The 13,654-nt window shown below is 53.9% G+C and carries 14 protein-coding genes; 9 read left to right on the forward strand and 5 right to left on the reverse strand.

All coding sequences use genetic code 11. The annotated features are described in order from the left end of the window. The first annotated feature begins 226 nt into the window (after positions 1–226). From LOS79_RS06540 to LOS79_RS06555, 4 genes are all read left to right on the forward strand, one after another. Positions 227–1,237: a 2-oxoacid:acceptor oxidoreductase family protein gene (locus LOS79_RS06540; protein ID WP_315417174.1), complete on the forward strand. Its 1,011-nt coding sequence runs from the start codon at positions 227–229 to the stop codon at positions 1,235–1,237. 27 nt (positions 1,238–1,264) lie between these two features. Further along, complete coding sequence (locus LOS79_RS06545; RefSeq protein ID WP_315417175.1) at positions 1,265–3,571, forward strand: thiamine pyrophosphate-dependent enzyme; 2,307 nt, start codon at positions 1,265–1,267, stop codon at positions 3,569–3,571. Positions 3,572–3,716: 145 nt separating this feature from the next. Beyond that, positions 3,717–4,316, forward strand: a complete 600-nt coding sequence (locus LOS79_RS06550; RefSeq protein WP_315417176.1) for a DUF1349 domain-containing protein — start codon at positions 3,717–3,719, stop codon at positions 4,314–4,316. A gap of 138 nt (positions 4,317–4,454) precedes the next feature. Then, positions 4,455–4,982: a hypothetical protein gene (locus LOS79_RS06555; RefSeq protein ID WP_315417177.1), complete on the forward strand. Its 528-nt coding sequence runs from the start codon at positions 4,455–4,457 to the stop codon at positions 4,980–4,982. A 116-nt stretch (positions 4,983–5,098) separates the two neighbouring features. On the opposite strand, the gene LOS79_RS06560 is transcribed toward LOS79_RS06555, so the two are convergent. From LOS79_RS06560 to LOS79_RS06580, 5 genes are all read right to left on the reverse strand, one after another. Beyond that, the gene (locus tag LOS79_RS06560; protein WP_315417178.1) at positions 5,099–5,917 is read right to left on the reverse strand and encodes an ABC transporter permease; all 819 of its coding nucleotides are present in this window, start codon (positions 5,915–5,917) and stop codon (positions 5,099–5,101) included. Then, the gene (locus LOS79_RS06565; protein WP_315417180.1) at positions 5,914–6,936 is read right to left on the reverse strand and encodes an ABC transporter ATP-binding protein; all 1,023 of its coding nucleotides are present in this window, start codon (positions 6,934–6,936) and stop codon (positions 5,914–5,916) included. Before LOS79_RS06565 ends, LOS79_RS06560 begins: the two co-directional genes overlap by 4 nt. A gap of 20 nt (positions 6,937–6,956) precedes the next feature. Further along, a complete protein-coding gene (locus LOS79_RS06570; RefSeq protein WP_315417181.1) occupies positions 6,957–7,754 on the reverse strand; it encodes an ABC transporter permease in 798 nt (265 codons plus the stop codon). Positions 7,755–7,790: 36 nt separating this feature from the next. Further along, complete coding sequence (locus tag LOS79_RS06575; RefSeq protein WP_315417182.1) at positions 7,791–8,852, reverse strand: ArsR/SmtB family transcription factor; 1,062 nt, start codon at positions 8,850–8,852, stop codon at positions 7,791–7,793. Between the two features lie 238 nt (positions 8,853–9,090). Continuing rightward, positions 9,091–9,612: a MogA/MoaB family molybdenum cofactor biosynthesis protein gene (locus LOS79_RS06580; protein ID WP_315422032.1), complete on the reverse strand. Its 522-nt coding sequence runs from the start codon at positions 9,610–9,612 to the stop codon at positions 9,091–9,093. A gap of 171 nt (positions 9,613–9,783) precedes the next feature. Between LOS79_RS06580 and LOS79_RS06585 the strand changes: the two genes are divergently transcribed. The 5 genes from LOS79_RS06585 (at position 9,784) to LOS79_RS06605 (ending at position 13,631) form a co-directional block, all read left to right on the forward strand. Beyond that, on the forward strand, positions 9,784–10,812 hold the full coding sequence (locus LOS79_RS06585; RefSeq protein WP_315417183.1) for a CobW family GTP-binding protein: 1,029 nt from the start codon (positions 9,784–9,786) through the stop codon (positions 10,810–10,812). 93 nt (positions 10,813–10,905) lie between these two features. Then, a complete protein-coding gene (locus LOS79_RS06590; protein ID WP_315417184.1) occupies positions 10,906–11,253 on the forward strand; it encodes a four-helix bundle copper-binding protein in 348 nt (115 codons plus the stop codon). A 213-nt stretch (positions 11,254–11,466) separates the two neighbouring features. After that, positions 11,467–12,435 (forward strand): ATP-binding cassette domain-containing protein, encoded by a 969-nt coding sequence (locus LOS79_RS06595; RefSeq protein WP_315417185.1) that lies wholly within the window; start codon positions 11,467–11,469, stop codon positions 12,433–12,435. A gap of 35 nt (positions 12,436–12,470) precedes the next feature. Then, positions 12,471–13,139, forward strand: a complete 669-nt coding sequence (locus LOS79_RS06600) for a hypothetical protein (protein ID WP_315417186.1) — start codon at positions 12,471–12,473, stop codon at positions 13,137–13,139. A gap of 27 nt (positions 13,140–13,166) precedes the next feature. Beyond that, the gene (locus LOS79_RS06605) at positions 13,167–13,631 is read left to right on the forward strand and encodes a hypothetical protein (protein ID WP_315417187.1); all 465 of its coding nucleotides are present in this window, start codon (positions 13,167–13,169) and stop codon (positions 13,629–13,631) included. Positions 13,632–13,654: the final 23 nt, after the last annotated feature.

A 13,654-nucleotide genomic window follows, 5' to 3' on the forward strand; every position in this document is an offset into this window, starting at 1 on the left:
ACACAGAATATTCACAATTTGCCGTTTTTATGGAAGGTTTCCTTCTATTGAAATAACACCGTGCTGTTGCATATAAAGAAACCCATTGAAATCTATAAAGAATTGTGATTCCCCAAGCGTGATAAATGCAAGATATGTCACTTCGCGGCTTGCAAAATCGAGTTACAATTTTTGAAAAAGTCAAAAGGATGTTATTCTACTTGACACTACGAAAGGGGTTATGTCGGTGGTACAATTGCCAAAAGTAAATGAGCTGGGCTTTTTTGAGATTCGTCTGGAATCCATTGGGGGCCTGGGGGCGAACCTTGCCGGGAAAATGCTTGCGGAAGCAGGTGTGGTCGGCGCGGGTCTGAATGGCGTCAGCTTTTCATCGTATGGTTCGGAGAAGAAAGGCTCTGCGGTTAAGGCTCATATCCGTTTCTGTGATATGGACACGCATATCCGGGATACTTCCCCGGTAGAGCGCCCGCATGTCGTCGGCGTCTTCCACGAAGCGCTCGCCAGAACCGTCAACGTAACCAGCGGTATTCATGCAGACAGTACTGTTCTTGTGAACTCGGCCAAGACGCCGGAAGAACTCAAAGAGCTGCTGAAGCTGAAAGCCGGAACCATTGCCGTAATTGATGCAACCAGCATTGCGCTGAAAGAAAAGAACCGGGTGAACATGGCGATGCTCGGCGCGCTGTTCCGGCTCTGCCCGTTCCTGAGTACGGATATTATGAAGGGCGTAATCGAGAAATCCCTCGGCAAAAAATATCCGCAGGCCGTTCAGTCGGCCATCACAACCTTTGACCGCGGATACAATGAAGTGAAGTTTATGACCTTTGAGCTGGCAGCAGGCGACAGCATGCCTGAGTATGTCCGCTCCGATATTTCAGCGCTCGGTTACGAGACCCAGCCGATGGGCGGCACCATCACGAACCCGGGCAGCAGCTTCCTGAAGAATCTTAGCATTTCCCGCTCCGGTATGCTTCCGGTCTTTGATATTGAGGCCTGCATCAACTGTGCACAGTGCGACACCGTCTGCCCGGATCAATGCTTCGTCTGGGAGGAACGCCTGGACCGCAAGGGCCGTTCGCAAATGTTCCTGACGGGTATTGACTACCAGTACTGTAAAGGCTGCCTGAAGTGCATTGGCGCGTGCCCGACTTCGGCGCTCTCCAGTGCACGTGAGACGGAAGGTTATGCTGACAGCCGTACAGTGAAGCACACGTTTGATCTGGTTACTCAAGTCTAAATACCCGGAAGAAAGGTGGAATGAATTGTGGCTATCGATTATGAAAAAGAAGTAGGCTCTGCCAAGGTGGAGCAGAAATTCCTATATGAATCCGGCAATGAAATGGCGGCATATGCAGCCCATCAGATTAACTATCATGTCATGGGTTATTTCCCGATCTCCCCGTCGACAGAAGTAGCCCAGTTCCTCGATACGATGAAAGCCAGCGGACAGCATGATATCATGCTGATTCCTTCAGACGGAGAACACAGCTCGGCAGGGATCTGCTACGGCGCTTCGACTGCAGGCGGACGCGTGTTCAACGCAACGAGCGCTCAAGGATATATGTTCATGCTGGAGCAGATGCCCGTACAAGCCGGCACGCGGATGCCGATGGTCATGAACCTGATCTGCCGCTCCATCTCCGGCCCGCTGAATATTCACGGCGACCACTCGGATCTCTATTTCGCACTGAACACCGGCTGGCCGATCCTGATGTGCCGTGATCCGCAGTCCGTCTATGACATGAACCTGATGGCGCTGAAGCTGGCGGAGCATGCCAAGGTCCGGCTGCCGGTTATGGTAGCCTCTGACGGTTATTTCACTTCTCACCAGAAACGCCGCGTGCAGGCGTTCGCCCACCGCGAGGATGTTCATAAGTTCGTAGGTGAACAGCCGCCGGCCGGCTTCACAGATACGCTGGACCGCAATAACCCGGTAACTGTAGGGCCTTACATGAATGAGCCGGATTATATCAACAACCGTTATCAGCAATCTGTTGCCATGTATAATGCCGGCGAAGTATTCGAGGAGATTGCTGCGGAGTTTGCCGAGCTGACAGGCCGCCATTATCCGATGATCGAGCAGTACCGGATGGACGATGCCGATGTGGCTGTGTTCCTGATGAACTCTGCTTCAGAGATTATCAAGGATGTGGTCGATCAGCTTCGCCTGCAGGGAATTAAGGCCGGAGCCATCTCTCCGAACATGATCCGTCCGTTCCCGCAGAAGCAGATTGCTGAAGCGCTGAAGAACGTCAAAGCCATTACCGTCGGTGACCGTGCGGATTCTGTCGGCGGACACGGCGGCAATATGGTTAATGAGATCAAGGCGGCATTGTTCACTTACGGCAACCGGACCACTAAGGTGATCAGCCGGATCTACGGTCTGGGCGGCAAAGACTTCTATGCTGAAGATGGCCATCACTTCTTCCAGCTGGCAATGGATGCCGTAGTGGCTGACCGTGTAGAAATTCCATTCGATTACTACGGCCATAATCCCGGAGAACCGGACAAAGCTCCGCAGCGCCTGCTGAAGCCGATGGATTTTGATGCGCTGAAGACGGGTCTGATTACGGTGAAGCAGGATGAAGAGACCGGCAAGCTGGCCGTAAGAATCCCGCCGATCCGCAGTCTGATGAAGAAGCCGAGACGATTGTCGCCGGGACATGGCGCATGCCCTGGCTGCGGGATTTTCTCCGGACTGGAACTGTTCTTCAAAGGAATCGAAGGCGATATCGTCGCGCTGTATCATACGGGCTGTGCCATGGTTACAACAACCGGCTATCCGTATTCTTCGCATAAATCGACCTTTATCCATAACCTCTTCCAGAACGGCGCAGCTACGCTGTCCGGTGTTGTGGAGATGTTCTGGGAACGCAAACGCCGCGGCGAGCTCGATGGTCTCGGTCTGAAGGAGGACTTCACGTTCGTCATGGTTACCGGCGACGGCGGGATGGATATCGGTATGGGGCCGGCCATCGGTGCAGCCCTGCGCGGCCACAAGATGATTATTGTGGAATACGATAATGAAGGTTATATGAATACAGGTGCGCAGCAGTCCTACTCCACACCGCTCGGACACCGCACTTCAACATCCAGCATCGGCAAAACCCAGCAGGGTAAGGCGACCCAGCATAAGGATACAGCGCAGATTATGGCAGCGACCAATATTCCTTATGTCTTCACCGGCTGTGAAGCCTACCCGCAGGATCTGCTGAAGAAGGCAGCGAAGGCACAGTGGTATGCGCAGAATGAAGGCCTGGTCTACGGCAAGATTCTGATCGCCTGTCCGCTGAACTGGATGAGCGAAGATAAAGACGGGACGGATATCGTCTCCCTGGCTGTGGAATCCTGCTTCTTCCCGCTGTACGAAGTTGAGCATGGCACGACCAACATTACGTACAATCCGGAAGATAAGGATAAGCGGGTAGAGGTAGGAGCCTGGCTGAAGACCATGGGCAAGACCCGTCATCTGCTGAAGCCGGAGAACGAACCGGCGCTGCGCAGCTTCGAAAGCGAAGTACAGCGCCGCTGGAGCCGCCTCAAAGCAAAGCATGAGCATCCGGATTTGTAAGCGAAACTGCAATCTTAAATTCATGAACCAGTATAAATTGCCTGGCAGAGAATTTTTCTGCCGGGTTTTTTGTTGTGCTGTTCCCTGTTGATACCCGGATCAGGTACAATAAGCGTTAATTGAATGAATGAAAGGTGTGTATAAGATGAGAATAGTAGAGTGGCAGGCTGGTCATTGGAGCAATGAACCTGTGTCCAGCAGGATTGTCTCAGGTACACTTGTGGTTGAGGCCGCAGCAGGCAGTGATTATTGGCAGCAGACCCTGTATGGCTTCCAGCATAATAACGGGCATGCCCTGCTTGCGCCTTGGGAAGATACAGAGGCGGTGGAGATCAGCTTTTCCCTGGACGGGTTCACAGAGCTGTATGATCAGGCAGGCATTATGCTGTGGCACAGTGAGCACATCTGGATTAAAGCCGGGATTGAGCTGAATGACGGGGTTCCGCATATCGGCGCGGTTGTGACGGACACATACTCGGACTGGTCGCTCTCCCCTGTTCCGGAATGGGCAGGTGAAGAGGTGACCCTCCGCGCCTCGCGGATGAAGGATGCGGTAATCCTCAGAGCCAGAACGGACAACCATCCTTGGCGGACAATCCGTGTTGCGCGGTTTCCATATGAGCTTGGCAAGCAGGCAGGACCGTTCCTATGTGCACCGACCCGGAGCGGATTCCAGGTAAGCTTCAAGCGCTGGAGTTTGTCAGATCCTGATTCAGATGTGCATACGGACCCGCAAGTTCTCTGATATTATTCCCTATACGCAGACGATACTCTATCTATACAGCTCTGCATACTTTTCCAATTGTCAGGCATCCTAAAGTTATTCATGCCGCTGTAAAGCGGCAGTTAAGAGATGCCGGGCATTGGAAAAGGGGGCTAAGATATGTTACACCGGTATAGAGGCATGCTCGCTGCTATTCTGGCTGCCGGAGCACTGCTTGCAGGCTGCTCCGGGCAGCGGGAAGCGCAAGACGCAGGAAATTACACTACACATTCCTACCAGGATGGTACGCTGCTGGCCTACTCGCAGGGCAAAGGGCTGGACGGTCGGTTCCGCAAGGAGCTGCGCCAGGACTTTGCGGGTCAGCAGCTTGCTCTGACTGATGAGAAGTTTACTGAGGATAACCACGGGAACACCAGTTATCAGTATCTGATCAACAGCCAGCCCGCGCAGAATATTACACTGCATGTATTCAGCAGCCGCCCAGAGCGGGTAAGCCGGATTACGGACTGGTACGGGGGACAGCCGCTGACGGAAACATCCGGAGCCAGAACAGAAATTTACAACAAGGATAATACTTCCCTGATCTATACCTCAATGGGCAAAGAGAAGGGGAAATACTCGGAGAAGATAAAGAAGCTCTTCACGAATCTGCTGGAGCATCTGGGAACAGACTCGCATTCGCATTGATCGTAGCCGCTAAGCAGCTAATTCTGTTCAAGCTTGAGCCGGAAATAAAACCGCCCGCAAGGATAACGCAGCACTGCTGACGTTAAGCTTGCGGGCGGTTTCATTATATAGCGGGATTAGAACATGCTCCAGTTGCCCTTGAGCCGGGCATGGCGCTCCGCGCTGTACAGGATGTACCGGGTGCAGCCGGCGAGCAGAATACTGCCGAGAACCAGCACGAGGAGCGCAGTCCACCAGCCCCGGCCGATGCTGCCGTATAAGGCCCCCCGGACCAGAATCAGACTGTAGGTTACCGGAAACAGGCTGGACAGACCGGTGGCCCAGACCGGGAAGACGGCCGGAGGAATCCGCACACCGCCGAACAGCTCCATGGGGGCCTGGAATACGTAATAGAGAAACGAGGATTCTCTGAAGAAAAGCGAGACGGCGCTTAGCAGTGCGCCCCAGATTACTGCTGCAGCCATAATCAGCAGCAGGGCTAGGGTCAGCGCCGCCCAGTTGACTGAGGAACTGTCCGCGACGAATACAAAGGTCAGCAGGGAGAAGACCGCGAACATCCAGATTCCGTGAAGCAGCGAATACAGGGAACGTCCGTACAGGAAGGATGATTTGGAAGCAGGTGTCAGGAACACGGTCTCAACCGTGCCGTCCTTGCGCTCCTGCTCAAATAGCCAGGCGGCTTCCACTACTGCCCAGAACAGCTGGAATACCAGATACCCGCTGAGCAGGAACAGCGGAATACGCTCATCCGGGATGATGCGTGAGAGTACAGAGCCTTCACCGGTCCGGTAAGGCTTCATTGTGTAGTAAGAGGTCAGGAAGCTGAGCACCGGCCAGAACAGGAGCGAGAAGAAGGTGGCTTTGCCCCTCCTGCGGTTCCTGTGCTGCTTGGTAAGCTCGGCGGCAACAATAGCCCATTGTCCGCTCCAATTCATGATACCTTGTCCTCAGCCAGCCGGATAATCGCATCCTCCAGCGTGGGCTTATCGCAGGAAAAGCTGTGTATCCGCAGTCCGTGGCTGCTGGCCCAGGGAAGCAGGGTGGTGATCAGCCTGTCCGCTGCAGGGGTCTGTACAGAGATCCGGTACGATTCATCCTCCTGCGCAGAAGTCTGCCCTGAGACTGCCGCGGTGCCGGCCAGCTGTGCAGGGTAACCCAGACCGGACAGATGTGTAAGCAGCAGCGGTCTGAGCTGCTCATCCCAGCCGTTCACATCCAGATGTGCCGTCTGGGAACCGGCGATCTGGGAGATGATGGCCTCCGGCTTGCCGCATAGCAGCAGCTCACCCCGGTTAAGAATGTACACCCGGTCGCATAGCTCCTCTACCTCCTGCAGATAATGGCTGGTCAGCAGGATGCCTTTCCCCTGCTCCTTGGCCAGCCTGCTTACCGTTGCCCGCAGCTGCCTGGCAATGGGGGCATCCAGGCCAAGCGTAGGCTCATCCAGAAACAAATAAGCCGGATCATTGATTAGGCCTCTGGCAATCTGCAGCCGCTGTTTCATCCCCTTCGAATACTGCTCCACCGGCAGATCGGCAGCATCAGCCAGGCCAACCTCGTTAAGGAGTCTTGCGCTTTCTGAGTTAATTGCTGCGCGGCTCAGACCATAGAGTCTGCCGAAGTACTCCAGATTCTCTCTGCCGGTCAGCCGCCAATACAGCATCCGTTCTCCGCCGGGAATCATATTCACTTTCTGCTGAATCATCCGCCGGTGAGTGTTCATGGAGAGTCCGTCCACCTCGATTGTACCCGAAGTCGGATCAAGCAGTGTAGAAAGCATGCGGATGGTAGTAGTTTTGCCGGCTCCATTTAGACCCAGCAGACCGGCCACTTCACCCGGTTCAATGCTCAGGTTCAGCGCATGTACAGCCGTATGAAGCCGGGTCTCGGAACGGAACAGGCGGAGCCTGTTTTTGCTCTGGTATATTTTAGTTACATCGTTCATCCGGATCATATAGTATTCAGCCTCCTGGTTTAGAATTTCTCAAATAATTGGCGTTCCACCCTGCTGATGCACCATATGCCTACGGCAATATAGACCGTACTCAGGAAAAAGGCAGGCAGAAGGTCCGTCAGTGTAATGGTACTGCCATTCAGCAGGGCCCCGCGCAGCAGCTGGAGCGAGGAGGTCAGCGGGAAGATCTCCGCTGCGTTCTGGAGAAATCCGGGCAAATACTGCCTCGGGAACTGAAATCCGCAGAGCAGGGTTGTCACAGCAAATAAAGTATTCTGTACGATGTATGTATCACGGGTAAGCAGCATTACACTGCCCAGCACCAGCGCCATGGAATAGATAGAGAGAATGAATACCAGTGCTCCGGCCAGTACGGACAGCAGGTGAGGGGCAGGCAGCCTCAGTCCGGCCAGCAGGCCAAAGACCAGTACAGCCAGCAGGATGAAGCCGCTGCGGTAAAACTGCTGGATGGCTGTCCCCAGGAAGTAGCCGTTCCGGCTGGAAGGCGATAACAGAAGCGCTTCCAGCGTGCCTTCCCGCCATTCTGTAATCAGCGCACGGGAAACATTCATCATCATGCTGATGCAGAAAATGTTCAAGGTACCGCCAATGATGGCAAATGCCAGATAATTGTCAGTTCCGGTATACAGCAGAAACCTGTCATCCAGATCACCCTGAATCAAATAGACGTACGAGAAATAGGCGACGAGCACCAGATATGCACCATCGATAATATGGCCTAACGTGAAGCTCCAGGGAAAGGCCCGTAGATTGGCCCGCTGGTTTCTCAGTGCCGTTGCAATTGCAGTATGCCACATCCGTGGTCAGCTCCTTACCAGTTAAATTAATCAGCCCTATTGGTCAAAATACTGCCGCTGCAGAATAATCAGGCTGTCGAATGCCTCCTTGTCAGTGGAGTAAAATAAATAATTGCCTTTGCGTTCTGCCTGGACAAGCCCGGCTGCACTCAGCAGCTTAAGCTGCTTGGAGACTGCAGCCTCGGAAATTCCGAGCACCGGTGCAAGCTGCTTCGTACAGTGCGGGCTCTGGTAGAGCAGCTTCAGCATCCGCAGCCGGGTCGCATCCCCGAGCGCCTTGAAGCTGCGCAGCAGATCCTCCGGCGGGTCTTCACTTACCGGCTGGCCGGGGATATCGACTGCCAGCGGCAGCATAAGGCTGTCTGTAGTCCAGTCCATCAGCAGATGCGGGAAGATGAACGTGGAAGGAAGCACATAGATCAGCTGCAGCTGATCATGCCTGAAATAATAAGTATGCGCCTTCTGTGCAGTAATCGTCCCCTCCGCAGCATGAAGCCGGGGATGAAGCAGATTCAGGGCTTTCTCTGCAGAGCGGGAGACGGTATCCTGAAAGCCCGTTGCGGCAGTAGACATCCACGGCTGAATATACTCCCATTCCTTGCGGAAGTAGTTCTGTTCGTATTGCTCCAGCGTGGTGAACAGCTGCGTACGGACAGACTCCAGATGACGCAGCAGATACCGGGCTGCTTCATCCGGCGCTTTCCCGGGTCCGTTCCACTCCCGGGTTCCGCTGTTTGCCGCAAGCTCCGGCTGCTGCAGCCATGCAAGAATGGTCCCGAGTGTGAATTTGCCGGCAAGCAGCAAACAGATAAGCTCTGCATCCGGAAGCAGCTTCAGCTGCAGGATGCCCTCCTGGCTGGAAGCAAAGGTGCCCTGCTTGAGGGTCAGTGTCAGGCCCAGCCAACTGTCGGACAGCCGGCCTATGGTATGTATCCCCTCAATCAGTGATAAGGGCATCGTACTTAACATTAAGCCGGCCCAGTGCAGGCGCCGCGGGTGATGCTCCGGCTGATGCAGCACATGCAGGCTGCACAGCATTTCGTGATACGGACAGGCAACCGTTCTAATCTTGCGTTGTAAGGCTTGGAGTGAGCTCATCTCTTCCTTTCCGATTAACCGGATGGTTAATCAAAAACCACTTTCGCGTAAAGTGTTCAATATTATAGGTACAAGACCAGCATTTGTCAATGAAAATCTGACAGCTGTAATTGCACGGCAAAAAAGCAAACCTGCAGAAGCTGCGATCCGGTTGAATGCGGCTGTCAGGTTTGCTTATATGGAGTTGCCTATAGCGCCTAATCTTCAATAGGACACTGCCGCCCGCTGAATCTGCGCTTCAGGAGCGTTTGTAAATTTCCCGCATCACATGACGCAGCTCGGGCACAATCAGCCGTTCCATGGCCAGCTTAATGGCTCCGGTGGACCCTGGCATTGAGAAGACGGCTGTAGTACCGATTGTACCGGCAATAGCCCGGCTGAGTATGGCAGCGGAGCCTATATCCTCAGTGAAGCTGAGCAGCCGGAATATCTCCCCAAAGCCCGGCAGCGACTTGTCGAGCAGGGAAGCAACCGCTTCATAAGTGGTATCGCGGGGGGAAATGCCTGTTCCTCCGGTCAGCAGGACGGCTTCAATGCCGGAATGAACAGAGCTTTTATAGACCAGCTCGCGGATCTCCTCATAATCATCCTTGACGATCGTACGGCCTATCACGGTATACCCTGCGGCTTCTAGCATGCTCTGAATCAGCGGACCTCCGGTATCGGTCTCCGTGGTCCGGGTATCTGAGACGGTAATGACATAGCAGGCAACGGAATCAGGGGCTTCACGCCGGTGTTCCTCTACTGATGACATGCGGATCAGCTCCTCTGGCGGATAATGAATTTCTTGTAACCTCCATGATAGGGGAAGGCGGGAGCAAAGACAAGTCCATGCAGAACCGGGAGGCATAGCCGCCCGTTCCGCTTGCGTGAGCCGGATGGTTGTAGTACACTCGCTAGCATAACTGATTTTTACGGGGAGCGAGAGAAGTTGGAACAATCATTACCGGTATATATATTGTCGGGGTTTCTCGGCAGCGGCAAGACTACACTCCTGCAGCGGCTGCTTGCGCACTGGAAATCACAAGGCCTCCGGCCGGCAGTCATTATGAATGAGCTTGGGGAAGTGAATCTGGATGGCCTGCTCGTGGAGCAGTCTGTGCCGATGGCGGAGATGCTGGGCGGTTGTATCTGCTGCACGAGCCGCGGGGATTTAAGCACAGAGCTGGCTACTCTGGTTAAAAAAGAAGCGCCGGATGTTGTCGTCATTGAAGCAACCGGCGCAGCTAATCCGCTGGAGATTGTCGATGCAGTGACCGAAACATCGCTGTACCAGCAGGTGGAGCTGAAAGGCCTGATTACCGTCGTGGATACCGCCCATCTGCTGGAGCTGTACCTTTCACAGCAAGGCGCTACGTACCGTCTGATGCAGGAGCAGATCCGCTGCGCCTCTGTGCTGATTCTGAATAAAACCGACCGGGTATCAGCTGAAGAAGCGGTGGAAATCTCGGAGGTGCTGCGCAAGTGGAATGCCTACGCAGAGATTCTGCCGGCTGTGCGCTGTGAGCTGGATCCGGAGAAGCTGCTCAGTACACTGGGAGGCGTTCATACAGAGGACCGCTCTGCTGCCGGGACTGATGCGGGAGTACGGCAGGCGGAGGAAGCAGAACAAGCAGGCGGGGAAGGACGGCTGCATGCTTCGCATGACCATGTGATGGCGTATACACATTATTTTCAGAATCCGGTGAACAGCGAGGAATTTGAACGGTTCGTTAAAGACCTGCCGCGCGATGTCTACCGGGCTAAGGGAATCGTGGCTTTTAGCGATACATCCAGCCGGTTTCTGTTTCAGTATGCGTACAGGGAAGCGGATTTTATGAAGATCACCCCGCAGGGCGACGTGCCCGATGTGGCTGTTTTTATCGGTGAACATTTCTCATCCGGCAATCTGCGCACAGAGCTGCTGCGGCTGGAGAAACGCCTGCCTGCCAGACCTTCTGCCGTCAAAAGAAGCTTGTAGTGAAGCTGGTCCGCTTCAAAGCATTGGTTCGTTCCTTTTCTTGCAGGTTAATACATAGGCATACCCTATAAAAATTGCAGGAGGTTTAAGGCTATGACCCGAATTCAATATCAGGAATGCATTGACGCTTGTATCAAATGTATGGATGCCTGTAACTACAGCTATGTCTCAAGCCTGAAACAATATGATCTGGCTGCCCTCCGGGAGAGCATCCAGCTGGACCGTGAGTGCGCTGACATGTGCTCCTTCGCTATCCAGGCCATGACGCGCCAAAGTCCGTTCGTGGTGGAAATCCTCCGTTTATGTGCAGATATCTGTGAACGGTGCGCTGATACGAGCAGCCGTCAATCCCTTGCCCATTGCCGGGACTGTATCGATGCCTGCCGCAGTGCTGCAATGGCCTGCCGGCTGGTAAGCGGTGTTGCCAGCGTATATGCCTAGTCAGATTTCCGGATCATTTCTATAGAATACATAAGCCAGAGGACTGCAGTTCATTTTGCAGACCTCTGGCTTTTTGGGTGCGGCCAATACATAATTCTACAAAATCCGAAAGGAGAAGAGTGCCGCTCCGGCGAATGTAGTAACAGAAGTATTGAGTCCGCAGCCTGCGTGACAATAAATGATTAGCAGAAGCTTGAGGGAGGCACCAGAGAAATGATCCTTCAAAGTACAGACCAGAGAATGCTGCCGGCAGAGGATAATAATGTACCGCCTTTAATAACACTAACCCGGGGGAGCAAGCTGTACGGCGGCCGTCCGGTTCTAAATGAAGTATCCCTGCGGATTACCTCAGGGACAGCCACGGCATTAGTCGGCCGGAACGGTTCAGGCAAGAGCACGCTGCTTGCAGTTCTGGCCGGACTGCTGAAGCCGTCCTCCGGCAAGCTGGAATATGGCAACCGGAGGTTAACCATCGGGTACGCGCCTGAAGCCTTTCCGGGTCAGAAATTAACAGCGGAAGAATACCTGCATTTCATGGGCCGGATGGCGGGACTGGCTCCGGCAGCTGCTGAAGAACGGATTAGCGCACTGCTGGACAGCTTCAAGCTGGAAGCAGCCCGCAGCCGCCAGATGGCCGGATTCTCGAAGGGAATGCTGCAGAAGATTAACCTGATTCAGAGTCTGCTGGCCCGCCCGCAGCTTCTGCTGCTTGATGAGCCGATGTCGGGGCTTGATCTTCCGGCTCAGGAGACCCTTGTGGAGCAGCTGCTGGGGCTGAAGGGAGAAGGCAGTGCGCTGATCTTCTCGGTCCATGAGCCGGAGACGGTGGAGGCGCTGGCTGATACGGTGCATGTCTTGCAGGAAGGGCAGATTATCCGGACCATTCATGGTAATGAGAAGCTGCGGACGATTCCTGCGGTGCACATCACATTTAAGGGTCTTTCACAGGCCGAACACAAGGAAGTGCTGAGAATGCCGGGAATCGGCTCGGTGCAGCCTATGCCGGACTATGCAGAAGAAGAGTGTACATTATTAATTGCGGAACAGGCGGTGTCGGATGCTTGCCTGAAGCAAATACTGGCGGCCGGAGGTTCCATAATCAGCGTTGAACGTTCAGGCGGCACTATTGATTTGGCCAAATGGATGGACCCGAAGGCAACGGCTGGAAGGGGTGCGGAATGAAGGGATTACTATCATATTTCTTGCGCAGCTATACTGTGTCACAGAGGTATTTCGGTCCGCTCGCCGGTGTTATCATCCCAGCACTGCTTCTGTATTCCTATAAGCCCAATCCGGTCATGAGCAGCTATGCTGCCACTGCGGTCTTTCTATTCATCGGCTGCTGCTGGCTTGGAATAAGCTTTCTGAATCATGAGCATCCGGTACAAAAGCAGGTGAGCATCGTCCAGCTCGGCAGTGCCCGTCGGTACAGTGTTGGAGGTCTGCTTACATTAAGCCTGCTTACGCTGCTGCTGGATCTCTTTGTTGTGATCTATCCTGTAATAACGGGGAGCTTCGGAGAAGCTGCCGGACTTGACCGGATTCTTCTGGCCATATGCGGGCATGCTCTGCTCGGCCTGCTGGGGATAGCCGTCTCGCTATTTCTGCAGTCTTCCTGGGTACCCAAAGCCGGCTATGCCGCGGGGCTTATGCTGATTATCATCATTCTGTCAGTCAGTGCAGGAAAGGTAGCAGAGTTAGTACCCGGACCTATAGTTTCTATTCTGCTGCCGCCGGTATTTCCGGTGATGGATGCTATGATGAATACGGATTCGCTGCCGCTGCGGGCGGTGCTTGGGGCGTATGCCCACGCTTTGGTATACATAATATTGCTGGCCGGACTGTACATATACCGTTCCGGCCGGATGGACTATAACAAAAATTAAAATAACAGATCAGGAACGGGAGGAAAGATGAAGGATACACAAATACCGGAGAGTGAACAATCCAAGGAGTTATTTGCATATTTCGGACTGGCGGTCTACTACTGCCAGGCACTGGAGCAGCAATTGACCAATCTGCTGCTGCTAACGAAGCTGTCGCAGGGCCAGACCCCGACGGATGCCGAGCTTGCGGAACTGTATCAGCGCAAGCTCAGCAACTCACTCGGCCAGCTCATCAAAGAAATCCAGCATCATTTTCCATTCTCGGAGGAAGAAACGAGCCAGCTGCAGGCGGTGTGGAAGGAACGAAATCATATTGTCCATGATTATTTCAAGGAACGGATTCAGGAGACCTTCACTCCGGCCGGAAGGGCGCAAATGATCCGCGAGCTGAAGCGCTTCAAGAATAAGGCGAGAAGACTGGAAATCAAGCTGCAGGGCTATTGTACAGAGATGTATAGCAAGCTGGGGCTGGAAGAAGAGCACTTCAGCTAATTCACAGACTCCCGCTCCGGAAG

Origin of the sequence: Paenibacillus sp. MMS20-IR301 (genome assembly GCF_032302195.1) — a bacterium.
Lineage (GTDB): Bacteria > Bacillota > Bacilli > Paenibacillales > Paenibacillaceae > Paenibacillus_AQ.